General features: G+C 59.9%; 19 protein-coding genes and 2 pseudogenes. 12 read left to right on the forward strand and 9 right to left on the reverse strand.

What is annotated here, in order from left to right; genetic code table 11:
* Positions 1 to 50 precede the first annotated feature (50 nt).
* Positions 51 to 960 (reverse strand): annotated as a pseudogene (locus tag ACIQV9_RS09855) (enoyl-CoA hydratase-related protein); the annotation flags it as partial.
* A gap of 541 nt (positions 961 to 1,501) precedes the next feature.
* On the reverse strand, positions 1,502 to 1,939 hold the full coding sequence (locus tag ACIQV9_RS09860; RefSeq protein WP_403100568.1) for a hypothetical protein: 438 nt from the start codon (positions 1,937 to 1,939) through the stop codon (positions 1,502 to 1,504).
* A 104-nt stretch (positions 1,940 to 2,043) separates the two neighbouring features.
* On the opposite strand from ACIQV9_RS09860, the gene ACIQV9_RS09865 reads away from it, so the two are divergent.
* On the forward strand, positions 2,044 to 2,481 hold the full coding sequence (locus ACIQV9_RS09865; protein WP_008151425.1) for a universal stress protein: 438 nt from the start codon (positions 2,044 to 2,046) through the stop codon (positions 2,479 to 2,481).
* A gap of 190 nt (positions 2,482 to 2,671) precedes the next feature.
* On the opposite strand, the gene ACIQV9_RS09870 is transcribed toward ACIQV9_RS09865, so the two are convergent.
* Positions 2,672 to 4,591 carry an ATP-binding cassette domain-containing protein gene (locus ACIQV9_RS09870; protein WP_403100571.1) on the reverse strand — a complete coding sequence of 640 codons (1,920 nt, stop codon included), beginning with the start codon at positions 4,589 to 4,591 and terminating at the stop codon, positions 2,672 to 2,674.
* 213 nt (positions 4,592 to 4,804) lie between these two features.
* Between ACIQV9_RS09870 and ACIQV9_RS09875 the strand changes: the two genes are divergently transcribed.
* Positions 4,805 to 6,733 (forward strand): transglycosylase SLT domain-containing protein, encoded by a 1,929-nt coding sequence (locus ACIQV9_RS09875; RefSeq protein ID WP_403100575.1) that lies wholly within the window; start codon positions 4,805 to 4,807, stop codon positions 6,731 to 6,733.
* Positions 6,734 to 6,805: 72 nt separating this feature from the next.
* Here the strand turns inward: ACIQV9_RS09875 and ACIQV9_RS09880 are convergent.
* Together ACIQV9_RS09880 and ACIQV9_RS09885 are read right to left on the reverse strand one after the other, a co-directional pair.
* Positions 6,806 to 7,388: pseudogene (locus ACIQV9_RS09880) on the reverse strand (Fic family protein).
* A 68-nt stretch (positions 7,389 to 7,456) separates the two neighbouring features.
* Complete coding sequence (locus ACIQV9_RS09885; RefSeq protein ID WP_403100578.1) at positions 7,457 to 9,223, reverse strand: ABC transporter transmembrane domain-containing protein; 1,767 nt, start codon at positions 9,221 to 9,223, stop codon at positions 7,457 to 7,459.
* A gap of 257 nt (positions 9,224 to 9,480) precedes the next feature.
* Between ACIQV9_RS09885 and ACIQV9_RS09890 the strand changes: the two genes are divergently transcribed.
* Positions 9,481 to 9,660, forward strand: coding sequence for a PA1571 family protein (locus ACIQV9_RS09890; RefSeq protein WP_403100580.1), 180 nt, complete (start codon positions 9,481 to 9,483; stop codon positions 9,658 to 9,660).
* Between the two features lie 184 nt (positions 9,661 to 9,844).
* Here ACIQV9_RS09890 and pdxB read toward each other — a convergent pair whose 3' ends face one another.
* Positions 9,845 to 10,987, reverse strand: a complete 1,143-nt coding sequence (pdxB, locus tag ACIQV9_RS09895) for a 4-phosphoerythronate dehydrogenase PdxB (protein ID WP_403100582.1) — start codon at positions 10,985 to 10,987, stop codon at positions 9,845 to 9,847.
* Between the two features lie 339 nt (positions 10,988 to 11,326).
* Between pdxB and ACIQV9_RS09900 the strand changes: the two genes are divergently transcribed.
* Complete coding sequence (locus ACIQV9_RS09900) at positions 11,327 to 12,736, forward strand: MATE family efflux transporter (protein WP_403100585.1); 1,410 nt, start codon at positions 11,327 to 11,329, stop codon at positions 12,734 to 12,736.
* Here the strand turns inward: ACIQV9_RS09900 and tusA are convergent.
* Positions 12,733 to 12,984: a sulfurtransferase TusA gene (gene tusA, locus ACIQV9_RS09905; RefSeq protein WP_095052036.1), complete on the reverse strand. Its 252-nt coding sequence runs from the start codon at positions 12,982 to 12,984 to the stop codon at positions 12,733 to 12,735. The genes ACIQV9_RS09900 and tusA overlap by 4 nt on opposite strands.
* Before the next feature lie 194 nt (positions 12,985 to 13,178).
* Entirely contained in the window at positions 13,179 to 14,252 is a 1,074-nt protein-coding gene (rlmM, locus tag ACIQV9_RS09910; RefSeq protein ID WP_403100589.1) for a 23S rRNA (cytidine(2498)-2'-O)-methyltransferase RlmM, read from the reverse strand.
* 223 nt (positions 14,253 to 14,475) lie between these two features.
* Between rlmM and acnA the strand changes: the two genes are divergently transcribed.
* The 4 genes from acnA to ACIQV9_RS09930 all read left to right on the forward strand — a co-directional run bounded on the left by acnA (position 14,476) and on the right by ACIQV9_RS09930 (position 20,605).
* Positions 14,476 to 17,217, forward strand: a complete 2,742-nt coding sequence (acnA, locus tag ACIQV9_RS09915) for an aconitate hydratase AcnA (RefSeq protein ID WP_403100592.1) — start codon at positions 14,476 to 14,478, stop codon at positions 17,215 to 17,217.
* A 162-nt stretch (positions 17,218 to 17,379) separates the two neighbouring features.
* Positions 17,380 to 18,171: a lysostaphin resistance A-like protein gene (locus ACIQV9_RS09920; RefSeq protein ID WP_403100595.1), complete on the forward strand. Its 792-nt coding sequence runs from the start codon at positions 17,380 to 17,382 to the stop codon at positions 18,169 to 18,171.
* Between the two features lie 103 nt (positions 18,172 to 18,274).
* Positions 18,275 to 19,840 carry a methyl-accepting chemotaxis protein gene (locus ACIQV9_RS09925; protein WP_403100598.1) on the forward strand — a complete coding sequence of 522 codons (1,566 nt, stop codon included), beginning with the start codon at positions 18,275 to 18,277 and terminating at the stop codon, positions 19,838 to 19,840.
* Between the two features lie 231 nt (positions 19,841 to 20,071).
* Complete coding sequence (locus tag ACIQV9_RS09930) at positions 20,072 to 20,605, forward strand: hypothetical protein (protein WP_403100600.1); 534 nt, start codon at positions 20,072 to 20,074, stop codon at positions 20,603 to 20,605.
* Between the two features lie 117 nt (positions 20,606 to 20,722).
* Here the strand turns inward: ACIQV9_RS09930 and ACIQV9_RS09935 are convergent, their stop codons facing one another.
* Complete coding sequence (locus ACIQV9_RS09935) at positions 20,723 to 21,400, reverse strand: alpha/beta family hydrolase (protein WP_403100603.1); 678 nt, start codon at positions 21,398 to 21,400, stop codon at positions 20,723 to 20,725.
* A 99-nt stretch (positions 21,401 to 21,499) separates the two neighbouring features.
* Between ACIQV9_RS09935 and ccoN the strand changes: the two genes are divergently transcribed.
* The 4 genes from ccoN to ccoP are packed head-to-tail and all read left to right on the forward strand — an operon-like array spanning position 21,500 to position 24,712.
* Positions 21,500 to 22,924 carry a cytochrome-c oxidase, cbb3-type subunit I gene (gene ccoN / locus ACIQV9_RS09940; protein WP_403100605.1) on the forward strand — a complete coding sequence of 475 codons (1,425 nt, stop codon included), beginning with the start codon at positions 21,500 to 21,502 and terminating at the stop codon, positions 22,922 to 22,924.
* Positions 22,925 to 22,934: 10 nt separating this feature from the next.
* Complete coding sequence (gene ccoO, locus ACIQV9_RS09945; RefSeq protein WP_403100608.1) at positions 22,935 to 23,543, forward strand: cytochrome-c oxidase, cbb3-type subunit II; 609 nt, start codon at positions 22,935 to 22,937, stop codon at positions 23,541 to 23,543.
* Between the two features lie 3 nt (positions 23,544 to 23,546).
* Entirely contained in the window at positions 23,547 to 23,762 is a 216-nt protein-coding gene (locus tag ACIQV9_RS09950; protein WP_403100611.1) for a cbb3-type cytochrome oxidase subunit 3, read from the forward strand.
* Positions 23,759 to 24,712 (forward strand): cytochrome-c oxidase, cbb3-type subunit III, encoded by a 954-nt coding sequence (gene ccoP / locus ACIQV9_RS09955; RefSeq protein ID WP_403100614.1) that lies wholly within the window; start codon positions 23,759 to 23,761, stop codon positions 24,710 to 24,712. The genes ACIQV9_RS09950 and ccoP overlap by 4 nt, the downstream gene beginning before the upstream one ends.
* Positions 24,713 to 24,714 lie beyond the last annotated feature (2 nt).

Raw genomic sequence — 24,714 nt, forward strand, 5'->3', positions numbered from 1 at the left:
AAATAAACCGCAAACCATCAAATCAAAGGAGAATTCGTATTAGGCCTTTGCCTTTTACTTCAGTAAAAGAACGTTCAGGAACAGACCGATCAAGCTCTGCGCGGCAGAGGTCTTGGCCAGTTTGACGAAACCGGCGGCTTCGATTTCCAGCGCCTTGTCACGACCGAAGTTCGCGGCTTTCTGGATGGTCTTGATCGCTTCGACCGGTGCCGGGTAGTTCGGACCGGCTTGACCAGCCACGAAACCTTTGGCGGTTTCGAAAGCCATCATTTGTTCGATGGCGTTCAGTTTCAGCTTTTCCAGCTTCGGCTGACGCTTGGCCTTGTAGTCAAACTCGCCGGAGATGGCGCGCTTGATCAGCTCCAGGGCCGCTTCCTGCAATTTCTCAGGGGCAACCACTGCATCGACGGCGCCGACTTTCAGCGCGTCTTCAGGACGGTTTTCCTTGCCGGCGGCAATCCACTCGATGGCGTTGTCGGCACCGATCAGGCGCGGCAGACGCACGGTACCGCCGAAGCCCGGGTAGATGCCCAGTTTGACTTCCGGCAGACCGATCTTGGCCTTGGTGGACATGACGCGGTAGTCCGCCGCCAGGCACATTTCCAGACCGCCACCCAGAGCGATGCCGTTGATCGCGGCGACAGTCGGGACGTTGAGGTCTTCGAAATCGCTGAAAATCTTGTTGGCTTCCAGGTTGCCAGCAACAAGCTCTGCATCAGGCAGCTTGAAGTTCTCGACAAATTCGGTGATGTCGGCGCCGACGATGAAGACGTCCTTGCCACTGCTGACGATCACACCCTTGATCGAAGCATCTGCCTTGATGGTGTCTACGGCCTGACGCAGTTCGTTCAGGGTTAGACGGTTGAACTTGTTGTCGGACTCACCCTTGAGGTCGAATTTCAATTCGACGATGCCACTTTCAAGAGCCTTAACCGTGATGGCTTTACCTTCGTAAATCATCAACTGATCTCCACGATATGGAAGCTGAACAGTACACGTCGGACGCAGGCGAATGGCTCGGCAGGACGCTTATCGTCGATGCTAACGCCAATCCACCCGGCACACCCGCCAACGCGATAGTCGGGATTCTGTAGGAGCGGTCTGAAATACAAACGCTCAATTCATACGCCCGTTTGATTTGGGTACGCCACCTTCACGGAATTTCCGACAATTGTCAATCGCCCAAAATGCTGGTTGAAACGCGACTTTGCGGTCACTTCCGTACTGCGAAGATCTTCAACACGCATCTGCATGTGAAGCCATTCATAGGATCAATAGTTAGAAAAGTCGCCCTAATTCGCTGCAGCCTTTGTTTAAAAGGCTACGCTGGCGGGAACCTGAGGAAAAAATATTGAACACTTTTGGTGAACGCCCGGCGTAAGATCAGCGGCACAAAGAATTACCGGCCTGCCTGGCCAACCCCGGCCCGATGATGATGTCGGGCTTTTTATTGCCTGTCTGTCGGAGGTTTCGCACCATTGCAGCGCGAAATGTCCGTGAGTCATGCCAGCGCTTTCAGCACCCCATCGATGTCCTGCAACACCGTCGCTTCGCCCTTCTCGCCCCAATACAGAGTGATCATCTGTTTGTCAGCTTCAACCTTGTAGACGTTGGCTGGCAATTTTTCGAAATGATTGAGCAGCGCACGATCTTCGCAAACCTCCTGCCACTGGTTCACCCACACACCCGGCGACTTTTGCCAGTAACTCCAGCACGCCGGCTGATTGCCACGACGCGGCCGATGATACTGAGCGCAAGGGCTCGGCGGCTCCTGGCTCAGCCAGTGCGGCCACTCCTGGGGCGCAAGCTGCATGGCCAGGCCGATACGCCGCGCCTCCATGCGCAGGGCCATGCGTCCGCTCTGTCCACGGGACGGTCGCAACCATGCCAGCGGACTCAGTACCACCAGCAGGATTGACACCACTATCCAGACCGTCATATCTGTACTCCCGATTCTTGATGGGCGCTTTGAGTCACTTTGAAACCATTGCGCTTGAAACCAGCCATACTTACCAATATTGCAATCCTCAGGAGGAGCACCTCATGCCCTACAACCACATTCTGGTCGCTGTAGATCTAACCGAAGAGTGCGACCCTGTAATCCACCGTGCTCGCGAGCTTTCAGTGAGCAATGGCGCGAAATTATCCCTGGTCCATATCGTCGAACCGATGGCGATGGCCTTCGGCGGCGATGTCCCCATGGACCTGTCACAACTGCAACAGCAGCAGTTCGATCAGGCCAAGGAACGCCTGGACCGACTGATCGTGAAGTATCCGGAGCTCTCCAAAGAATACAGCCACCTGACCTACGGCCAGCCACGCCAGGAGATCCACCACCTGGCCAAGGAACAAACCTGCGACCTGATCGTGGTGGGCAGCCATGGCCGACACGGCCTGGCATTGCTGCTGGGCTCGACGGCCAATGATGTACTGCACGGTGCGCCATGCGATGTGCTCGCGGTGCGCCTGATCAAAAGCTGAAACACTGCGCCCCTGTGGGAGCGAGCTTGCTCGCGATGAGGCCCTATCAGTCGATATCAGTGTTGGCTGACAGACCGCCATCGCGAGCAAGCTCGCTCCCACAGTAATCTTTGTCGACCCGTAGATCGCATTCCATATGAAAAGCCCGGCGCTCATCACTGAACGCCGGGCTTTTTTATTACAGGATCAATCAGGCATCCAGCTCGGCCCAACGCTCGACCATCACGTCGAGTTCAGCCTGCAACTGCTCAAGCTGAGCGATCACGGCAGCGGTCTCGGCCGCAGGACGCTGATAGAAACCGGCATCGGCCATCTGGGCCTCGACGGCAGCGATCTGCTGTTCCATGGCTTCGATCTGGGCCGGCAACATTTCCAGCTCACGCTGCAACTTGTAGCTGAGCTTCTTCTTCGCCACCGGCGCTTCGACTGTCGCAGCAACCGGTGCCGCTTCCGCCGTCACGACCGCAGAGGTCAGATCGGCCTTGCCGGACTTGCTCTCGGTCACGCCCAGCAGGCGCGGCGAACCGCCCTGACGCAGCCAGTCCTGGTAACCACCGACGTATTCGCGCACCTTGCCTTCACCTTCGAAGACCAGAGTGCTGGTGACCACGTTGTCGAGGAATGCCCGGTCGTGGCTGACCATCAGCACGGTACCGTTGAAGGTCAGCAAGACCTCTTCCAGCAGCTCGAGCGTTTCGACGTCGAGGTCGTTGGTCGGTTCGTCGAGGACCAGCAGGTTCGCCGGTTTGCTGAACAGTTTCGCCAGCAACAGACGCGCACGCTCACCACCCGACAGCGCCTTGACCGGCGTGCGGGCACGCTGCGGACTGAACAGGAAGTCGCCGAGGTAGCTCAGCACGTGACGGCTCTGACCATCGATATCGATGAAGTCGCGACCTTCGGCCACGTTGTCGATCACGGTCTTTTCCAGGTCCAGTTGATGGCGCAATTGGTCGAAGTACGCCACGTCGATGCGCGTCCCCTCTTCCACTGTACCGCTGGTCGGTTGCAGACCGCTGAGCATTAGCTTCAACAGGGTGGTCTTGCCGGTACCGTTGGCACCCAGCAGGCCGATACGGTCGCCGCGCGTCAGGACCATCGAGAAATCCTTGATCAGGAACGGGCCACCCGGGTGAGCGAAGCTCACGTTCTCGAGGACCATCACCTGCTTGCCGGATTTGTCAGCGGTGTCCAACTGAATGTTGGCCTTGCCGGTGCGCTCGCGACGTTCGCTGCGCTCGACGCGCAGGGCTTTCAATGCGCGTACACGGCCTTCGTTACGGGTGCGACGGGCCTTGATGCCCTGGCGGATCCAGACTTCTTCCTGGGCCAGTTTCTTGTCGAACAGCGCGTTGGCGGTTTCTTCAGCGGCCAGGGAGGCTTCCTTGTGCACCAGGAAGCTGGCGTAGTCGCCGTTCCAGTCGATCAGACCACCACGGTCCAGCTCCAGAATGCGCGTCGCGAGGTTTTGCAGGAAGGAACGGTCGTGCGTGATAAACAGCACGGCGCCCTGGAAATCCTTCAGTGCTTCTTCGAGCCAGGCGATTGCACCGATGTCCAGGTGGTTGGTCGGTTCGTCGAGCAGCAGCAGATCCGGTTCGGAAACCAGGGCCTGGGCCAGCAGGACGCGACGGCGCCAGCCGCCGGACAATTCGGCGAGGGTCTTGTCGGCCGGCAACTGCAGACGGCTCAAGGTGCTGTCGACCAGTTGCTGCAAACGCCAGCCATCGCGGGCTTCGAGGTCATGCTGGACATGCATCAGCTTGTCCAGGTCGGCGTCGGTGACGATGTTCTGGCTCAGGTGGTGATACTGCGCGAGCAGCTCGCCGACACCGTCCAGGCCTTCAGCCACGACGTCGAACACGGTCCGCTCGTCGGCTACCGGCAATTCTTGCGGCAATTCGCCAATCTTGAGGCCGGGTGCACGCCAAACGGAGCCTTCGTCGGGCTTCTGGTCGCCCTTGACGAGCTTCATCATGCTGGACTTGCCAGTGCCGTTGCGGCCGATGATGCACACCCGCTCACCACGGGCGATCTGCCAGGACACCTTGTCCAACAACGGCATAGCGCCGAAAGCAAGGGACACATCGCTGAATTTGAGCAGGGTCATGAGCTTCTCCAAAAACCGGGCGCGCATTCTACCTGACTTGAGGCTTCAGAAGGCCGGCAATTTCAATGTCGAAGCACTCTGCATGACAATTGTTGCGAACTTGTGCAGAGAGGGCGGCAAAGCTTTCGCCCGTTGCTGGCAAAAGGCTAAGCTACAGACAATTCAGTGCAGGTTAAGCCTGCACTTGTCGTGATTTCTCTGCCCGGACGTCTCATGCGCAGTCGCCTTTTCAGTCTTTTATCTTGTTTGCTTCTTTCTGCCACTGCCGTTCAAACCGCCCAGGCGGTGGACCTGTCCACCCAGCGTCAATATTACGATGAGGCCAAGCGAGCCCTGGCCAAGGGCGATACCGGCCCTTACTTTCGTTATAGCCAGGCCCTCAGCGATTATCCGCTGGAGCCGTACTTGGCCTACGACGAGCTGACTGCGCGACTGAAATCCGCCAGCAATGCAGAGATCGAAAAATTCCTCGCCGAACACGGTGACCTGCCCCAGGCCAACTGGATGAAGTTGCGCTGGTTGCGCTGGCTGGCGGAGCGCGGCGACTGGGCGACCTTCGTCAAGTACTACGACCCCAAGCTGAATTTCACCGAACTGGACTGCCTGAACGCGCAGTACCAGATCGGTCATAACCAGAAAACCGAAGGCTACGCCAACGCCAATAAACTCTGGCTGACCGGCAAATCCCAACCCGCCGCCTGCGACGCGCTGTTCGGACAATGGGCCGCCGAAGGTCAACTGACCGAGCAAAAACGCTGGGAGCGCGTCAAGCTCGCCGCCCAGGCGCGCAACTATCCGCTGGCCAACAGCCTGGTCAACGGCCTGAGCACCCTCGCCCCTCGCGGTCGTTTGCTGGTGGATGTGGCGCAAAAACCTGAATTGCTGAACCAGCCATCGCGCTTTACTCCGGCCGACGAACCGATGTCCGACGTGGTCAGCCTCGGCCTGCGCCGCCTGGCCCGCCAGGACCCCGACAAGGCCATGGACCTGCTCGACGGCTATGCCAGCAGCATGCACTTTTCCCGCGATGAAAAAGTGGCCATCGCCCGCGAAATCGGGTTGACCCTCGCCAAACGTTTCGACCCTCGCGCGCTGGACATGATGACCCGGTACGACCCGGAACTGCGCGACAACACCGTGTCCGAATGGCGTTTGCGTTTGCTGTTACGGCTGGCCCGCTGGGACGATGCCTATGAGCTGACTCGCCGCTTGCCGCAGGACCTGGCGACCACCAACCGCTGGCGCTACTGGCAGGCCCGCAGCCTGGAACTGGCGCAGCCGCAAAACCCGGAAGCGCAGACGCTCTACAAGAACCTCGCCCGCGAGCGGGATTTCTACGGTTTCCTTGCGGCCGATCGTTCGCAATCCCCTTATTCGCTGGTCAACAAACCGCTGGTCCTGAGCCAGGCGCTGATCAACAAGGTGCGCAACACGCCAGGTGTGCGTCGCGCCCTTGAGTTCCACGCCCGCGGGCAGATCGTCGACGGTCGCCGCGAGTGGTACCACGTCAGCCGGCATTTCAGCCGTGACGAAATGGTCGCCCAGGCGAAACTGGCCTACGATCTGAAATGGTATTTCCCGGCGATCCGCACCATCAGTCAGGCGAAGTACTGGGACGACCTGGATATCCGCTTCCCGATGGCCCACCGCGAAACCCTGGTGCGCGAAGCCAAGGTGCGTGGCCTGCATTCGAGCTGGGTGTTCGCGATCACCCGTCAGGAAAGTGCCTTCATGGCCGACGCCCGCTCCGGCGTCGGCGCCAGCGGCCTGATGCAACTGATGCCCGGCACTGCCAAGGAAACCGCGCGCAAGTTCAGCATCCCGCTGGCCTCACCGCAGCAAGTGTTCGATCCGGACAAAAACATTCAGCTCGGCGCCGCTTACCTGAGCCAGGTCCACAGTCAGTTCAACGGAAACCGCGTACTCGCTTCCGCCGCCTACAACGCCGGCCCCGGCCGTGTTCGCCAGTGGCTGCGCGGTGCGGATCACCTGAGCTTCGACGTGTGGGTGGAAAGCATTCCGTTCGACGAAACCCGTCAGTATGTGCAGAACGTGTTGTCGTACTCGGTGATCTACGGCCAGAAACTCAACTCGCCACAGCCGCTGGTGGATTGGCATGAGCGGTACTTTGATGATCAGTGAAATTGGTTTGACGCTCTAAAAAAATGCCCGCATTGAAAAATGCGGGCATTTTTTATGATGTTCAAACGTTGATCAGTACCGCGCAGCCGTTCGTTCGCCAAGCTCGGTCAGGCGATACCTTTGAACTGGACTGCGGGGGGAATCAGGGTCAGTCATTTCAATCAAGCCGACAGCCAATGCAGGCTTGAGATAGTTAGCCCGAAAGGTCGCCTTGTGAGCTAGCCCGACCTCAGTCATCAGCTCGTTAACCTTGAGTGGAGCGCCTCCACGCAGAGCAATGAGCAGTTTCGTTACTTGGTCGGTTACTTGGTCGGTCGCAGGTTCGCTTTGGGCCCCGTAGCAGATCGGCCCGGTTGCTCGACCGCCACTCAGGCATGGCTTCATACGCCGCAAAAGCGTTACGCACTTCCTGGATTTCTCGTGGCAGGCCAAGTACTCGTCGCCCAGCCAGAACGGCGGTCACCTGCTCGATACTAAGCGTGTTGTTCTCGATCGCCAAGGAAGCCTGAATCGTGCGAATTCGATTGCTACGACGCAGTTGAGGTGTCTGCAGGCGTTCTTCCACAGCCGTTAGCTGACCGATTTGTTCGCTGACCCCGGCGATCAACGCCAGCATTCGGGTGGTCAGGGTCAACGGTGGTTGATAACGGCTCATATCCTCATCCAGGCTCGCAACTGAGGTCGACATAATGCCCGAACCCGATCGCATTCAGCAGCTCTCATTCATGCCGCTTCGTGCCCATCACTAAACTGCAACGCCGCCAACCGCGCATACAGCGCGTTACTTGCAATCAACTCCTGATGCGTCCCTACCGCCACCAGTTTTCCTTGGTCCATCACCGCGATCCGGTCGGCATTTTTTACCGTGGCCAAGCGGTGAGCGATGACCAGGGTGGTGCGGTTTTTCATCAGGCTCGGCAGGGCTTGCTGGATCAGGTGTTCGCTTTGGGCGTCGAGGGCGCTGGTGGCTTCGTCCAGCAACAGGATCGGCGCGTCCACCAACAGCGCCCGTGCGATGGCCAGGCGTTGGCGCTGGCCGCCGGACAACCCGAGGCCGCCATCGCCCAGATGGGTCTGGTAGCCGTTGGGCATTTGCTCAATGAAGTCGTGGGCGTAGGCGATTTTCGCCGCTTCCTGGACCTGGGCCAGGGTCGCCGTCGGGTTGCCGTAGCGGATGTTCTCTTCGATGCTGCCGAAGAATAGTGCCGGGTTTTGCGAAACCAAAGCAAAGCAGCGACGCAGGTCGAGAGGATCTAGTTGGGTCAGTGGCACGCCATCCAGCAGGATCTGTCCGGAGGCGGGATCGTAAAAACGCAGCAGCAGGTCATACACGGTGGATTTACCGGCACCGGACGGCCCGACCAAAGCGAGGGTTTCGCCCGCTTTGATGGCCAGATTCAAGCCATCGACGGCATAGCTTTCCGGCCGCGACGGGTAGGAAAAGCGCACATCGTGCAATATCAGATTGCCTTCCACCCGATCAGGCAAGGTGACCAAACCTGAGGTGGGCGGCTGGATGATGTTTTCCGAGCGCAGCAATTCGGCAATCCGCTCGGCGGCGCCCGCCGCGCGCTGCAACTCGCCGATCACTTCGCTCAACGTGCCGAAGGCGCTGCCGACGATCAGGCTGTAGAAGACGAAGGCCGCCAGCTCACCTGCCGAGATCCGTCCGGCGATTACGTCCATGCCGCCAACCCACAACATCACGCCCACCGCACCGAGCACCAGCACGATCACCAGCGTAATCAGCCAGGCCCGTTGGAAAATGCGTTTGCGCGCCGTGTTGAACGCCTCCTCCACGGTCACGGCGAAGCGTTGCTCGTCCTGGACCTGATGGTTGTAGGCCTGCACGGTTTTGATCTGGCCGAGGGTCTCGGAGACGTAGCTGCCAATGTCGGCAATCCGGTCCTGACTCAGGCGCGACAGGCTGCGTACTCGACGGCCGAAAATCAGGATCGGCGCGATCACCAGCGGCAACGCCACGACCACGATGCTGGTGAGTTTGGGGTTGGTGATAAACAGCAAGACGATCCCGCCGATCACCATCAGCAAATTGCGCAGGAACAGCGACAACGAAGAGCCGATCACTGATTGCAGCAACGTGGTGTCGGCAGTCAGTCGTGACTGGATCTCGGAGCTGCGATTGTCTTCATAGAAACCCGGATGCAGATAAACCAGGTGGTTGAATACTTGCTTGCGGATGTCCGCGACCACACGTTCGCCAATCCACGACACCAAATAAAAGCGCGCAAAGGTGCCAATCGCCAGCCCGACCACCAGCACCATGAACAGGCCGATGGTCTGGTTGAGCAAATGCGCCGACTGAGTCATGAAACCCTGATCCACCAGCAAGCGAATGCCCTGCCCCATCGACAAGGTGATGCCGGCGGTGATGATCAGCGCGAGCAAGGCGCCAAGGGCCGGCCAGCGATAAGGGGCAAGAAAACGGCTGGTCAGGCGAATCGCGCGGCGGTGACGGGCAGAGAGCATCGGGTTATCCAGTACGCAATTGATGGGGCCAGCCTATACCGCTTAAGTGGGGTGGAACTCTGTAAATCACAATGAGTCAGGTTAATTATGACCACAACGACTAGCGCCTAGACGCTATTGGTCTAAAGTCCGGGTGGCAACACCGCGGTATTTCTGGTGGACTGATGTTGCCGCCTTGGAAAGATCGCAGGGAGTTGTCACAGCCCGGTCACCTGGCGGTTTTAAAGTAGGCACACAACCTGATGAGGAGACAGGCCATGTCCTTGCAAAACAGCAGCGAAGACAAGATTGAAGTGATCCGCACGCAGCCAAACCAGTCTCTGGGTTGCTCAATTATTGATAAGGAAGGGCGCGAAGTACCGATCACTGAAGGCATGATCCAGGACGCTTGCTGCGAACTGGAAAAGTTGTTGGTCGAGCCTGCCGAACAAAAGTGATATAGCCACCGTCTTCTTGACCCGGCCCTGATGGCCGGGTTTTTTATGGGTGCTTATCCGGGAATTGCGGTGCGGCCATTCGCGGACAAGCCACGCTCCCACATGTTTTGCGTCGTCCGCCTATTTAGCGAACGCCCAAATCCTGTAGGAGCGAGGCTTGCCCGCGAAAGGGCCAGCTCGATCTCTAGACAGCCGCCGCACCCAATGCCGCCACAATCTTCAGCAACTCCGGCGAATCCCCCTCAATCCGCACTTGCAACCCATCAATCTCCCTGCGCGAAGGATAATGCTTGCGCAACGCATCAAACGCCGCACGCTGCTCACTCACGTTGCCTACAAGGCTGCGACGGAAATCCGCATCGTCCCGGCGCGGGTCGTACACGCCGCGGCACAACATCGCCAGTGCCCAGGCCGGATCGCTGTCAGCGTGAAGGGTCACGTGCGACAACCACGGCGCCGGCAGCAGATCGCTCAAGCTGACCTGGGCCGGTTGCCCGATGAATTCGCAAAACGCCTGATAGATCTGTGCTGTCCCCCGTTGTTTGCCATCGAGGCTATAACCGGCGATGTGCGGCGTCGCCAGCACGCAGAGTTCCGCCAACGGCACATCGACTTCAGGCTCGCCCTCCCAAACGTCGAGCACCGCTTGCAAGTCTTCGCGCTGCAACAACACCTGGCGCAGGGCGGCGTTGTCCACCACCGGGCCGCGACTGGCGTTGATCAGCCAGGTGCCAGGCTTGAGTTGGTTCAGGCGATTTTTATCGAACAGATGCCAGGTCGACTGTGAGCCGTGTTTCTTCAAAGGGGTGTGCAGACTGATGACATCGCACTGCTCGATGATCTGCTCGAGGCTGACGTAATCGCCACCTTCTGCCGCTTGCCGTGGCGGATCACACACCCGCACGTTCCAGCCCAGACCTTTCAAGACCTTGACCAATCGGCCGCCCACTTCGCCGGCACCGACGACGCCGTAAGTGCGCTGAGTCAGGTCAGCGCCTTCGATTTCGGCCAGGGTCAGCAGACTGCCGAGCACATAGTCGACCACGCCCCGGGCGTTGCACCCGGGTGCGCTGGACCAGGTGATGCCGGCCTGCTGGAAGTAATCCAGATCCAGGTGATCCGTGCCGATGGTGCAGGTGCCGACAAAGCGCACCTTGCTGCCTTCGAGCAACGCTCGATTGACGTTGGTCACCGAACGCACCAGCAGCACATCGGCCTGCTCGACGGTGGCGCGGTCGATGGAACGTCCCGGCACCCGGCGGATTTCGCCGAAACCTTCGAAGAAGGCATCGAGCAGCGGGATATTTTCGTCGGCAACAATCAGCATGGCAGGCTCCTTTGGCGGGTTGGCAGTGTAGGCGGAGATGACTGTAGTGGGCCAGCGGGCATTGCGCGCCCTCTGTAGCAGCTGGCGAGCCTGCGTTCGGCTGCGAAGCAGTCGTGGAATCAGACGCTGCGGTGATTCAGGAAAACCGCATGCTCAGGCCTCGCGACTGCTACGCAGCCGAATGCAGGCTTCGCCAGCGGCTACAAAGTTGTGCTCCACAGGGAATGTCGCTACGTTCGAAAACCGATTACAAATAGCTAACACAGCACTTTTCCTGACCACTGCGTCAAGGCGTAGAATGCGCCGCCTCGTGCCTCAAACTCTTTGGACGTTTCGCCCTTGAATTCCGTGACTGACCGCCCCGCCGCTACTTCCCTCACCCGCCCGGCCCGGGTTCGCCTGGAGCTGAAAAACCTGCTCGGCCTGGCGCTGCCGATCATGATCGCGCAACTGGCGACCACCGCCATGGGCTTCGTCGATGCGGTGATGGCGGGTCGGGTCGGCCCGCACGACCTGGCGGCCGTGGCGCTCGGCAACTCGATCTGGGTGCCGGTGTTCCTGTTGATGACCGGCACCTTGCTGGCCACGACCCCGAAAGTCGCCCAGCGCTTCGGTGCCGGCACCCACAGCGAGATCGGCCCGATTGTGCGTCAGGCACTGTGGCTGGCGTTGGTGGTGGGTTTGATGGCGACCGGCATGCTGTTCAGCGCCGAGCCGATTCTGCACTTGATGAAGGTTGATCCCGAGCTGATCGGCCCGTGCATGCAGTACCTGCACGGCATCGCCAGTGGTCTGCCCGCCGTCGCCCTCTATCATGTGTTGCGTTGTTTCAGTGATGGCCTGGGCCGAACGCGTCCGGCGATGGTCCTCGGCCTGTGCGGGTTGGCGCTGAACATTCCGCTGAACTACATCTTCATTTATGGCCATTTCGGTGTGCCGGCCATGGGCGGCGTCGGTTGCGGCTGGGCTACGGCGATCGTGATGTGGGTGATGGCGCTGGGCATGGCCGGCTGGGAGCGCTGGGCACCGGCCTACCAGTCGAGTCAGTTGTTCAGCCGTTTCGACTGGCCGCAATGGTCGGTGATCAAACGCCTGCTCGGTATCGGCCTGCCGATCGGCATCGCGGTGTTCGCCGAGTCGAGCATCTTCGCCGTGATCGCCCTGCTGATCGGCAGCCTCGGCGCCACCGTGGTGGCCGGACATCAGATCGCACTGAACTTCAGCTCGCTGGTGTTCATGATTCCTTACTCCCTTGGCATGGCCGTAACCGTGCGCGTCGGCCAGGCACTCGGTCGTCAGGAGCCGCGTGAAGCCCGCTTCGCTGCGGGTGTCGGCATGGGCACGGCGCTGGCTTATGCCTGTATTTCGGCGAGCATGATGCTATTGCTGCGCGAGCACATCGCAACGATCTACACCGCTGACCCGACGGTCATACGCGTGGCGGCGATGTTGATTGTGTATTCGGCGCTGTTCCAGTTTTCCGACGCGATCCAGGTCACCGCGGCCGGCGCACTGCGCGGCTATCAGGACACTCGGGTGACGATGATCCTGACCCTGTTCGCCTATTGGGGCATCGGTTTGCCGGTGGGATACGCCTTGGGCCTGACCGACTGGTTCGGCACGCCAAGCGGCCCGAGCGGGCTGTGGCAGGGTTTGATCGTGGGTCTGAGCTGCGCGGCGCTGATGCTGTCGATCCGCCTGACGCGCAGTGCACGCAAGCGGATCCGCATCAGTCATTCGGCGGGTTAAGCAAGTTTCTTGCGGATCCAGTAGAGGTAGGTGCCTGCCTCTTCGTGCTGCGCGACCAGCTCGTGGTCGAGAAACACGCAGAACTTGGGAATATCGCGACGGGTCGAGGGATCGGTCGCGATCACCTTGAGCAGGCCGCCGGGCGCCAGGTCACGGATGTGCTGGTGCAGCATCATGACTGGTTCCGGGCAGTTGAGGCCGGTGGCGTCGAGGGTGCCGTCTACCGGCGTATCAATCATTTCACTCATGATTCACTCCTGAAACTGGCCGACATTGTCGCGCATTGCCGGGATAAACGTCATCTGTGGCATACACCGCTGATCGTTCCCACGCTCTGCGTGGGAATGCCGCCGGGGACGCTCCGCGTTCCGCCTTTGGATGTGACGCAGAGCGTCACGGGATGCATTCCCACGCAGAGCGTGGGAACGATCAGTGCACAAAATCAACGGGACTTGGGTTTCTTCACATCGAGTCGGCGCAAATGGCAGGTCACTTCTTCACGGTCGTGATACAGCTGCTTGCAGCCGATCTCGACCCGAATGCCGCGCTCCTTGAACCCGTCGGCAATACGCTCCAGCAAGCGTTTCACTTCGGCGTAACGCTGTTTCATCGGCAGTTTCAGGTTGACCACCGCCTCGCGGCAATGTCCCTCGCCAATCCATTCTTCCAGCATCGCGGCGTTGCGCGCCGGTTTCTCGACGATGTCGCAGACCATCCAGTCCACCGGCTGCTTGGGCTTGAAGGTGAAACCGTCGGCCATCAAGTGCTGCACCAGACCGGTGTCCATCAGGCTTTCGGCCATCGGACCGTTGTCGATCGCAGTCACCAACATGCCACGGTTGACCAGTTGCCAGGTCCAGCCGCCGGGGGCGGCACCGAGGTCGACGCCGGTCATGTCGCTGTGCAAGCGCTCATCCCACTGATCGCGGGGGATGAAGTGGTGCCACGCCTCTTCCAGCTTCAGCGTCGAACGGCTTGGCGCTTCACGCGGGAACTTCAGACGCGGAATGCCCATCGGCCACATCGCCGAGTTGTTGGATTCGGCCAGGCCCATGAATACTTCGCGGCCGCTTTTGAAGGTCAACAGCAGGCGCGGCTTGTGTGCATCCTCGACCAATTTGCCGGCCGCCATCAGCGCCTTGCGTAAGTGGCCTTCGAATTTCTTGCAGAAGTTCGACAGCTCCTTGCCATCGTTGGTGTCGACCATTTCCAGCCACAGGCTGCCGCACAGCGGGAAGTCCGCCATGTGCGCGAGGATCACGCTGATGCGGTCGGTTTCCGGCAAATCGATGAAGATCCCGCGCGCCCACTGGCGCGGGAAGATCAGCTCGGCGAAACGCTGTCCGCGCATCAGGCGCTCGGCGCCGTCTTCTTCGGTGCAGATGAATTCGGCGCAGGCGCTGGCGGTCTTGGCCTTGGCATAACCGGCCACGTTCAGCCGTGCGGCGTGTTCGGAAATCTCGGAACAGACTTCGCTTTCGAAGCCCGGCCGGCAATGCATAAAGAGGGTGTTCATTCTTTACTCCTGGGCAGTTGGCGAATAATTCAGCCACTGCGCGATGCCCAGGCTTGCGTTGAAGCAAAGCCTGTCACGAAAACCGGCGCATGATAGCCGAGTTCGGAACCTCGGACTTGGCCATAGAGTCCAGTTATTAGCTTTAACGAATGAACAGGGCTAGGTTAAAGGCTCTGTCTGTCCCGTCAGTCCGTAGCCGTGCGGACCCAAAGGAGTCATTTCAATGCCGTCCCTCGATAGCCTGAAAACCCTTAAAACCTTACAAGTCGACGACAAGACCTATCACTATTTCAGCTTGCCGGATGCCGCCAAAAGCCTGGGCGACCTGGACAAGCTGCCGATGTCGTTGAAAGTGCTGCTGGAAAACCTGCTGCGCTGGGAAGATGAAAAAACCGTCACCGGCGCCGACCTTCGGGCGATTGCCGCCTGGCTCAAGGAGCGTCGCTCCGACCGCGAAATTCAATACCGTCCCGCCCGGGTATTGATGCAAGACTTTACCGGCGTGCCTGCCGTGGTCGACCTGGCCGCCATGCGCGCCGCCATGGCCAAGGCCGGCGGTGACCCGCAGCGCATCAATCCGCTCTCCCCCGTGGATCTGGTGATCGACCACTCGGTGATGGTCGACAAATTCGGCAGTTCCAGCGCCTTCGAACAGAACGTCGACATCGAAATGCAGCGCAACGGTGAACGTTACGCGTTCCTGCGCTGGGGCCAGAGCGCCTTCGACAACTTCAGCGTGGTGCCGCCGGGCACGGGCATTTGCCACCAGGTCAACCTGGAATACCTCGGTCGCACGGTCTGGACCAAGGATGAGGACGGCCGCACCTATGCTTTCCCCGACACCCTGGTCGGCACTGACTCCCACACCACCATGATCAACGGCCTGGGCGTGCTCGGCTGGGGCGTTGGCGGGATCGAAGCGGAAGCGGCGATGCTCGGGCAACCGGTGTCGATGCTGATTCCGGAAGTGATCGGTTTCAAACTCACCGGCAAGCTCAAGGAAGGCATCACCGCCACCGACCTGGTGCTGACCGTCACGCAGATGCTGCGCAAGAAAGGCGTGGTCGGCAAATTCGTTGAGTTCTACGGTGACGGCCTCGCCGACCTGCCGCTGGCCGACCGCGCGACCATCGCCAACATGGCCCCCGAATACGGCGCCACCTGCGGCTTCTTCCCGGTCGACGACATCACGCTCGAGTATCTGCGCCTGTCCGGTCGCCCACTTGCAACCGTGAAACTGGTCGAGGCCTACAGCAAAGCCCAGGGCCTGTGGCGTCTGCCGGGCCAGGAACCGGTGTTCACCGACACCCTGGCGCTGGACATGGCCAGCGTCGAAGCCAGCCTGGCCGGGCCGAAACGCCCACAGGACCGGGTTTCGCTGCCGAATGTCGCGCAAGCGTTCAGTGACTTCATCGACCTGCAATTCAAACCCACCAGCAAGGAAGTCGGTCGCCTGGAAAGTGAAGGCGGCGGTGGCGTCGCGGTGGGCAATGCCGATCTGGCGGGCGAAGCCGACTACGAGTACGACGGTCAAACCTATCGATTGAAAAACGGCGCGGTGGTGATCGCCGCGATCACCTCTTGCACCAACACCTCCAATCCGAGCGTGATGATGGCCGCCGGGCTGGTGGCGAAGAAAGCGGTGGAGAAAGGTCTCAAGCGCAAACCGTGGGTCAAGAGCTCGCTGGCCCCCGGTTCGAAAGTGGTCACCGACTACTACAAGGCCGCCGGGCTGACCCAGTATCTGGATGAGCTGGGTTTTGACTTGGTCGGCTACGGCTGCACCACGTGCATCGGCAACTCCGGCCCCTTGTCGGAACCGATCGAAAAAGCCATTCAGGCCGCCGACCTGACCGTCGCCTCGGTGCTGTCGGGTAACCGTAACTTTGAAGGTCGGGTGCATCCGCTGGTGAAAACCAATTGGCTGGCGTCCCCGCCGCTGGTCGTTGCTTATGCGTTGGCCGGTACGGTTAGGACCGACATCAGCAGCGAGCCGCTGGGCAACGACAAGGACGGCAATCCGGTGTACCTGCGGGACATCTGGCCAAGCACCAAAGAAATTGCCGATGCCGTGAGTCAGGTCAACACCGCAATGTTCCACAAGGAATACGCCGAGGTGTTTGCCGGCGACGAGCAATGGCAGGCAATCGAAGTGCCGCAAGCAGCGACCTATGTCTGGCAGGACGATTCGACTTACATCCAGCATCCACCGTTCTTCGATGACATCGGCGGCCCGCCGCCCGTGGTCAAGGACGTCGCCGGCGCCAGGGTCCTTGCGCTGCTGGGCGACTCGGTGACCACTGACCACATCTCCCCCGCCGGCAACATCAAGGCGGACAGCCCGGCCGGTCACTACCTGCGCGAGAAAGGCGTGGAGCCGCGGGACTTCAACTCCTATGGTTCCCGTCGCGGCAATCATGAAGTGATGATGCGCGGCACTTTCGCCAATATCCGTATTCGCAACGAGATGCTCGGTGGCGAAGAAGGCGGCAACACGATCTACATCCCGACTGGGGAAAGGATGCCGATCTATGACGCGGCCATGCGCTATCAAGCGTCGGGCACACCGCTGGTGGTGGTCGCCGGGCAAGAATACGGCACCGGCTCGAGCCGCGACTGGGCGGCGAAGGGCACCAATCTGCTGGGGGTTAAAGCGGTCATCGCCGAAAGCTTCGAGCGGATTCACCGTTCCAACCTGGTGGGCATGGGCGTGCTGCCGTTGCAGTTCAAGCTGGATCAGAACCGCAAGAGCCTGAACCTGACCGGCAAGGAGACGCTGGAGATCCTCGGTTTGACCGGCGTGGAGCTGACGCCGCGGATGAACCTGACACTCATCATCACCCGCGAGGACGGCAGTCGCGAGAAAGTCGAGGTGCTGTGCCGGATCGATACGCTCAATGAAGTGGAATACTTCAAGTCAGGGGGGATTCTGCATTACGTGTTGCGGCAGTTGATTGCGTCGTAACCGCTTGCTGACACAGACACCGCCTTAAGGGCGGTGTTTTTGTTTCAGGCGCGTACGTCCCTATAATTGCGCGCCTATTTGGCATTGTTCACGAGTATGTGCCCCACACAAACCACTGTGGGACCGAGTCAACCCGCAACACTTCGGACACAAGGATTTTCAATGATTGCCCTGCCATGGACTTACCTGGCCCTTCTCTCCCTCGGCTACGCCCTCGCTCTGACCTACGGCCAACTCGGCTGGCTCGCCGGCATCTCGGTCGCGTTGCTGCTGGTCGCCGGTTTCGCTGTCCGCCAGCAAAAGATTCCCGTTGCTCGCTACATCGGCCATGGCGTGTTTATCATCCTCGCCCTGGCGCTGGCTATGCACTGGCTGCCCGGTTTCTACAACGGTCGCGGCATCGCCCCGCAACGCTTCACCGTCGATGCCGTGCCGTTTTCCATGTACCTGAATCAGGACAAACCCCTGATCGGCTTCTGGCTGTTGCTGGTGTGCCCGTGGATTGTCGGCCGGCATTCACTGCGCCTTTCCATCTACGCCACCGCGTTGGCGCTGACGTTGAGTGCCGTGCTGGCCTTGGGTGGTGCGCTCTTGCTGGGGGTGATCAGTTGGGCGCCGAAGTGGCCGGATCAAGCCGGGTTGTGGGTGCTGAACAATCTGCTGCTAGTGACGTTGGTGGAGGAAGCGCTGTTTCGCGGGTACGTCCAGGGTGGGCTGAGCCGACACTTCAAACACCTGCCCTACGGTGAAAACCTGGCATTGCTGCTCGCCTCGCTGTTATTCGGCCTGGTGCATGTGGGGGCGGGTTGGCATTGGGTGCTGCTGGCGGGTCTGGCAGGTGTCGGCTATGGTCTGGCCTACCGTTTCGGCGGATTGGGGGCGGCCGTCGCCACCCATTTCGGCTTGAACCTGCTGCATTTCGCCCTGTTCACGTACCCGATGCTCGCCGGCTGATGCAATGGCCGTTTTGCGACGCGCCACTGATTATTGAAAAATATTTTCAATAAAATCCTGACGCCGCCGACAACCTCTGAAAGCCTTGCGGATTGAAAAAGCCATGCGTAACAACCAGCCCACCACACAACGCGAACGGACCTTCCCGGCTCAGCAACGGTTGATTTCCACCACCGATGCCAAGGGCGTGATCACCTACTGCAACGACGCCTTCGTCGAAATCAGCGGGTTTTCTCGTGAAGAACTGATCCGTGCGCCGCATAACCTGGTCCGTCACCCCGACGTCCCGGCCGCGGTGTTCGCGCACATGTGGGGCACACTGAAACAAGGCTTGCCATGGATGGGCATTGTCAAGAATCGCTGCAAGACCGGTGACCACTACTGGGTTAACGCCTATGTCACACCGGTGTTCGAAGGCAATCAGGTGGTCGGTTACGAATCGGTGCGGGTCAAACCCACCGCCGAGCAGATCCGCCGTGCCGAAGCGCTCTACCAACGCATCAACCAGGGCAAGTCGGCGATTCCATCGACGGACAAATGGCTGCCGGTGCTTCAGGACTGGCTGCCGTTCATTCTGGTCAGCCAGCTGAGTTTCATGATCGGTGCGTCGCTCAACTCCCAGTGGGGCTTCGCCCTCGCCGCCGGCCTTTCGGTGCCGCTGGGCCTGTTGGGCTTGAGCTGGCAACAGCGTGGCCTCAAGCGCTTGCTGCGCCTGGCCGAGCAGACCACCTCCGATCCGCTGATCGCGCAGATGTACACCGACAGTCGTGGCGCCCAGGCACGTCTGGAGATGTCGATTCTCAGCCAGGAAGCGCGTCTGAAAACCTGCCTGACACGTCTGCAGGACACCGCCGAACACCTGAGCGATCAAGCGAAACAGTCCGACACCCTGGCTCACAGCAGCTCCAGTGGCCTGGAACGTCAACGCGTCGAAACCGAACAAGTGGCCACCGCCGTCAATCAGATGGCCGCCACCACGCAGGAAGTCGCCAGCCACGTACAGCGCACCGCCGACGCCACTCAGGAAGCCAATCGCCTGACCGGTCGCGGTCGCGACATCGCCGGGGAAACCCGCGAAGCCATCCAGCGCCTGTCGGTGGTGGTCGGTGAAACCGGGCTGACCGTGACCCAACTGGCCAAGGACAGCGACGAAATCGGCGGCGTGGTCGATGTGATCAAAGGCATCGCCGACCAGACCAACCTGCTGGCCCTGAACGCCGCCATCGAAGCGGCGCGTGCCGGCGAGATGGGCCGTGGTTTTGCGGTGGTGGCTGACGAAGTGCGTCAACTGGCGCAACGCACCAGTGAATCCACCGGGCAAATCCACGCCCTGATCGCCAAGCTGCAGCAAACCGCCAGCACCGCGGTGCAAACCATGGAAGCCGGGCATCGCCAGGCTGAAGAAGGCGTGGCGCGGGTACTGGAAGCGGATCAGGCACTGGTGGGGATCAGCGAAGCGGTGGCCAACATTACCGACATGACCACCCAGATTGCGGCGGCGACCGAAGAGCAAAGCGCAGTGGCCGAGGAAATCAGCCGTAACATCAGCAACATCTCGCAGCTGGCTGACCAGACTTCGGAACAGGCACAGCACTCGGCGTTGTTGAGTGAAGAGCTGACGAAGACGGCGAATACGCAGTATTCCTTGGTGGAGCGGTTTAATCGCTGATTAGTGCTGGAATGAAAAAAAACCGGAGGTTGATACTTCCGGTTTTTTTTGGCTCATGGAAAGTAATACCGGGATGCACGATTGGCCGCTAGCCAGTGCACCCACATTTGAAATCCGGCGTCTAGCTGTCAGGTCTGACAGTAGACGCACCCGTACGGGCGGGATATCAATTGAGTGCCGGTATAGCCCGTCGGCATTTACTTCATACCCATTCCAGAGAAGGATTTCGCAATGACCACTAAAGATTTTTTCATCCCTAAGGAAAATACTATTCAGGTACCAGGAGACGAATTTAACTGGAACTTCGAAGGTAAACCGATTCATGCAAAAGACACCTCTTTTTACCGAAGCCTATTCGAACCTACCGGCGAAGAAAGCTGGGTTTTCGCCGGCTCGATCGGCTCAGGTGATGAAGAGAACTACTTCAGTTTTCTCCTGATAGTGCCTTACATCGATGACAACCCGCTGGAACAGACCTACAAGCTTGGCGACGGGCAGGATCTGCACCTGTCACATACCCACTCAATTCCCGCCCCTCCAGGGTTCACCGGCTTTAGGGTTGTATACGCGGATGATGCGGAACTGACAATCACACTCGATCCGGTCAAGGGAACTGTAAAAGGTGACTACAACGCCACGTTCAAAACCTATCGTTTGAGTCCCAACGGTACTTTCAATCTGAAAAGAGACGATCAACAAGCAAATACAAAAAAGGTGGATGTGCTGTCGTTGTTTATTACCAGATCGTTGAACAATGACGCCTGACTGATCGCCTTCGCGGGCAAGCCTCGCTCCTACAAGTAATCAGTGTCCGTGAAATCGGCGAACCGTCTGTAGGAGCGAGGCTTGCCCGCGAAGGGGCCCTGACAGGCACCGCACCTCTCACTGAAAAAATGCAGCAACCTTGTCAGCCGCAGCCGCCAAATGCTGCTCATGCGTAAACCCCGAAGCCTTCAACGGCTTCAAATCATGATCACCCGCCACCAGCCAAAACACCTCAATACTCGGTGCCAACGTATAAGCCTCGACCGCCTCACGATTGCCCAGCGCATCCCGCTCACCCTGCACGATCAATGTCGGCGTCTTCAACGAAGACAAATGTTCGACCCGAGGTTTCTCCGATTTACCCACCGCATAAAACGGATAACCGAGGCACACCAGCGCATCCACCTCCAGCTCATCCGCCAAAAGACTGGCCATCCGCCCGCCCATGGACTTGCCGCCAATGGCCAGACGCCCAGTGACATGGCGTCGCACCTCGGCGTACACCTCTCGCCAGCATTCCAGCAGTTTCGGCGCCGGATTCGGTGGACGCTTGCCCCCGTCAATACGCCGCTGCGCCATGTACGGAAACTCGAAGCGCAGGACGTTGACGCCTTGATCGGCAAGGCGCGCAGCCATGTCGTTCATCCAGCCGCTGTCCATCGGCGCACCGGCACCATGGGCGAGGATCAACGTGGCCGATGCAGGTCCTGAGGCGGCGTTCCACAACCATCCATGATCCTGCACACACCGCGCCCATTGATCCCCGTCAATACTGGCCTTGTGCTCTTTGTCCATGCTTGCCTCGCTTTTAGTCTGCCTATAACTCCAGGCGAAGGACACGCTGCCTTTTTGTTGCAAGCGTGCTCACTTCGGCTGAACCGTGGATGGGGAACCATGAACACTTCTATCAGTACCGCCTACAACTACAAGGTGGTCCGCCAATTCGCCATTATGACGGTGGTGTGGGGCATCATCGGCATGGGGCTCGGGGTTTTTCTCGCGGCCCAATTGGTCTGGCCTGAACTCAACTTCGATTTGCCGTGGACCAGTTTCGGCCGGTTGCGCCCGCTGCACACCAACGCGGTGATCTTCGCCTTCGGTGGTTGCGCCCTGTTCGCCAGTTCGTTCTATTCGGTGCAGCGCACCTGCCAGACCCAATTGTTTGCGCCGAAAATCGCCGCGTTCTGCTTCTGGGGCTGGCAAGTGGTGATCCTGCTGGCGGCCATCAGCCTGCCGCTGGGGTACACCAGCTCCAAGGAATACGCCGAGCTGGAATGGCCGATCGACATCCTGATCACCATCGTCTGGGTCGCCTACGCCATCGTGTTCTTCGGCACGCTGGCCAAGCGCAAGACCAAACACATCTACGTCGGCAACTGGTTCTTCGGTGCGTTCATCATCACCGTGGCCATTCTGCACATCGTCAACAACGTTGAGCTGCCGGTGAGCTTCACCAAGTCCTACTCGGTGTATGCCGGTGCCACCGATGCCATGGTCCAGTGGTGGTACGGCCACAACGCCGTGGGCTTTTTCCTCACCGCCGGTTTCCTCGGGATGATGTACTACTTCGTGCCGAAACAGGCCGAGCGTCCGGTGTATTCCTATCGCCTGTCCATCGTGCACTTCTGGGCGCTGATCACCCTGTACATCTGGGCCGGTCCGCACCACTTGCACTACACCGCGCTGCCGGACTGGGCGCAGTCGCTGGGCATGGTGATGTCGCTGATCCTGCTTGCACCGAGCTGGGGCGGGATGATCAACGGCATGATGACGCTCTCGGGCGCCTGGCATAAGTTGCGTAGCGACCCGATCCTGCGCTTCCTCGTGGTCTCGCTGGCGTTCTACGGCATGTCGACCTTCGAAGGGCCGATGATGGCCATCAAAACGGTCAACGCCCTCTCCCATTACACCGACTGGACCATCGGCCACGTTCACGCCGGCGCCCTCGGTTGGGTGGCGATGATTTCCATCGGCGCGCTGTACCACATGATCCCGAAAATCTTCGGTCGTGCGCAGATGCACAGCATCGGCCTGATCAACGCGCACTTCTGGCTCGCGACCATCGGCACCGTTCTCTACATCGCCTCGATGTGGGTCAACGGCATCGCCCAGGGCCTCATGTGGCGCGCCGTCAACGAAGACGGCACGCTGACCTACTCCTTCGTCGAAACCCTGGTGGCCAGCAACCAAGGCTTCGTCGTGCGCCTGGTCGGCGGTGCGATCTTCTTCAGCGGCATGTTGCTGATGGCCTACAACACCTGGCGCACCGTGCGGGCCTCGCAGCCTGCCGAAGTCGCCGCTGCCGCGCAGATGGCCTGAGGAGTCCGCCATGAAACACGAAACAATCGAGAAAAACGTCGGCCTGCTGATGCTGCTGATGGTCCTGGCCGTGAGCATCGGCGGTCTGACCCAGATCGTCCCGTTGTTCTTCCAGGACGTGACCAACAAACCGGTGGAAGGCATGAAGCCCTACACCGCCCTGCAACTGGAAGGCCGCGACATTTACATCCGCGAAGGCTGCGTCGGTTGCCACTCGCAGATGATCCGGCCTTTCCGCGCCGAGACCGAGCGCTACGGGCACTACTCGGTGGCCGGTGAAAGCGTCTGGGATCACCCGTTCCTCTGGGGCTCCAAGCGCACCGGACCGGACCTGGCCCGGGTCGGCGCGCGTTACTCGGATGACTGGCACCGTGCGCACTTGTACAACCCGCGCAACGTGGTGCCGGAGTCGAAAATGCCTGCCTACCCATGGCTGGTCACGCAAGCGGTCGACAGCAACCACACGGAAACCAAGATCCGCACCATGCGCACCCTCGGCGTGCCGTACACCGATGACGACATCAGCGGCGCCGTCGCCAGCCTCAAGGGCAAGACCGAAATGGACGCACTCGTCTCTTACCTGCAAGTGCTCGGCACTGCCATCAAGAGCAAGAGGTGAGCCATGACCATACCCTTCGAAATAGTGACCGTGATAAGCAGTGGAATGATCCGCGGTCTCGGTACGGTCGTCGTGTTCGTGGCCTTCGTCGGCCTGACGCTGTGGGTGTTCAACAGCAAGCGCAACCCGGAATTCGCCGAAGCGCGCCTGCTGCCGTTCGCCGATGAGCCACAACCCCCTAGCACCCAAGAACCTGTCACAAGGAGTACCCGGCCATGACCACCTTCTGGAGTACGTGGATCTGCGTACTGACCATCGGCAGCCTGATCGGTCTGACCTGGCTGCTGATTGGCACCCGCAAGGGCGAAACCAAGGGCAGCGTCGACCAGACCATGGGCCACAGCTTCGACGGCATCGAGGAGTACGACAATCCGTTGCCGCAGTGGTGGTTCATGCTGTTCGCCGGCACGCTGGTATTTGCCGTGGGTTACCTGATTCTTTATCCGGGCCTGGGCAACTGGAAAGGCATCCTGCCGGGTTATGAGGACGGCTGGACCGGCGTCCACGAGTGGGAAAAGGAGATGAACAAGGCAGACGTCAGGTTCGGGCCGATCTTCGCCAAGTTCGCGGCGATGCCCGTTGAAGAAGTGGCCAAGGACCCGCAAGCGCTGAAAATGGGTGGGCGCCTGTTCGCTTCGAATTGCTCGGTGTGCCACGGCTCGGATGCCAAGGGCGCTTTCGGCTTCCCGAACCTGGCCGACAGCACCTGGCGCTGGGGCGGTGAGGCCGAGATGATCAAGACCACGATCATGGGTGGTCGCATGGCGGCCATGCCGGCCTGGGGTGAAATCCTCGGTGATGCCGGCGTCAAGAACGTAGCCGCGTATGTGCGTCACGAATTGGCCGGCCTGCCATTGCCGGCTGACGACACTGCCGATCTGCACGCCGGACAGCAAGCGTTCAGCACCACGTGCGTAGCCTGTCATGGTGCGAACGGCCAGGGCACTGAGGCCATGGGCGCGCCGAACCTGACGCAACCGGCCGGATTCATCTACGGTACAAGCCTGGCGCAACTTCAGCAGACCATCCGCCATGGCCGCCAGGGCCATATGCCGGCGCAGAACGAACTGCTCGGCAACGACAAAGTGCAACTGCTGGCCGCTTACGTTTACAGCTTGTCTCACGGTCTGAGCACCGAGCGTTTGCAGGCTGAAGGCAAACACGAATAAAT

Source organism: Pseudomonas sp. NPDC099000 (assembly GCF_044759925.1).
Lineage (GTDB): Bacteria > Pseudomonadota > Gammaproteobacteria > Pseudomonadales > Pseudomonadaceae > Aquipseudomonas.

Coding starts and splice junctions, on each gene's coding strand:
- ACIQV9_RS09860 (WP_403100568.1), bottom strand. CDS start 1,939: ATGACGGTCTGGATAGTGGTGTCAATCCTGCTGGTGGTACTGAGTCCG.
- ACIQV9_RS09865 (WP_008151425.1), top strand. CDS start 2,044: ATGCCCTACAACCACATTCTGGTCGCTGTAGATCTAACCGAAGAGTGC.
- ACIQV9_RS09870 (WP_403100571.1), bottom strand. CDS start 4,591: ATGACCCTGCTCAAATTCAGCGATGTGTCCCTTGCTTTCGGCGCTATG.
- ACIQV9_RS09875 (WP_403100575.1), top strand. CDS start 4,805: ATGCGCAGTCGCCTTTTCAGTCTTTTATCTTGTTTGCTTCTTTCTGCC.
- ACIQV9_RS09885 (WP_403100578.1), bottom strand. CDS start 9,223: ATGCTCTCTGCCCGTCACCGCCGCGCGATTCGCCTGACCAGCCGTTTT.
- ACIQV9_RS09890 (WP_403100580.1), top strand. CDS start 9,481: ATGTCCTTGCAAAACAGCAGCGAAGACAAGATTGAAGTGATCCGCACG.
- pdxB (WP_403100582.1), bottom strand. CDS start 10,987: ATGCTGATTGTTGCCGACGAAAATATCCCGCTGCTCGATGCCTTCTTC.
- tusA (WP_095052036.1), bottom strand. CDS start 12,984: ATGAGTGAAATGATTGATACGCCGGTAGACGGCACCCTCGACGCCACC.
- rlmM (WP_403100589.1), bottom strand. CDS start 14,252: ATGAACACCCTCTTTATGCATTGCCGGCCGGGCTTCGAAAGCGAAGTC.
- acnA (WP_403100592.1), top strand. CDS start 14,476: ATGCCGTCCCTCGATAGCCTGAAAACCCTTAAAACCTTACAAGTCGAC.
- ACIQV9_RS09920 (WP_403100595.1), top strand. CDS start 17,380: ATGATTGCCCTGCCATGGACTTACCTGGCCCTTCTCTCCCTCGGCTAC.
- ACIQV9_RS09925 (WP_403100598.1), top strand. CDS start 18,275: ATGCGTAACAACCAGCCCACCACACAACGCGAACGGACCTTCCCGGCT.
- ACIQV9_RS09930 (WP_403100600.1), top strand. CDS start 20,072: ATGACCACTAAAGATTTTTTCATCCCTAAGGAAAATACTATTCAGGTA.
- ACIQV9_RS09935 (WP_403100603.1), bottom strand. CDS start 21,400: ATGGACAAAGAGCACAAGGCCAGTATTGACGGGGATCAATGGGCGCGG.
- ccoN (WP_403100605.1), top strand. CDS start 21,500: ATGAACACTTCTATCAGTACCGCCTACAACTACAAGGTGGTCCGCCAA.
- ccoO (WP_403100608.1), top strand. CDS start 22,935: ATGAAACACGAAACAATCGAGAAAAACGTCGGCCTGCTGATGCTGCTG.
- ACIQV9_RS09950 (WP_403100611.1), top strand. CDS start 23,547: ATGACCATACCCTTCGAAATAGTGACCGTGATAAGCAGTGGAATGATC.
- ccoP (WP_403100614.1), top strand. CDS start 23,759: ATGACCACCTTCTGGAGTACGTGGATCTGCGTACTGACCATCGGCAGC.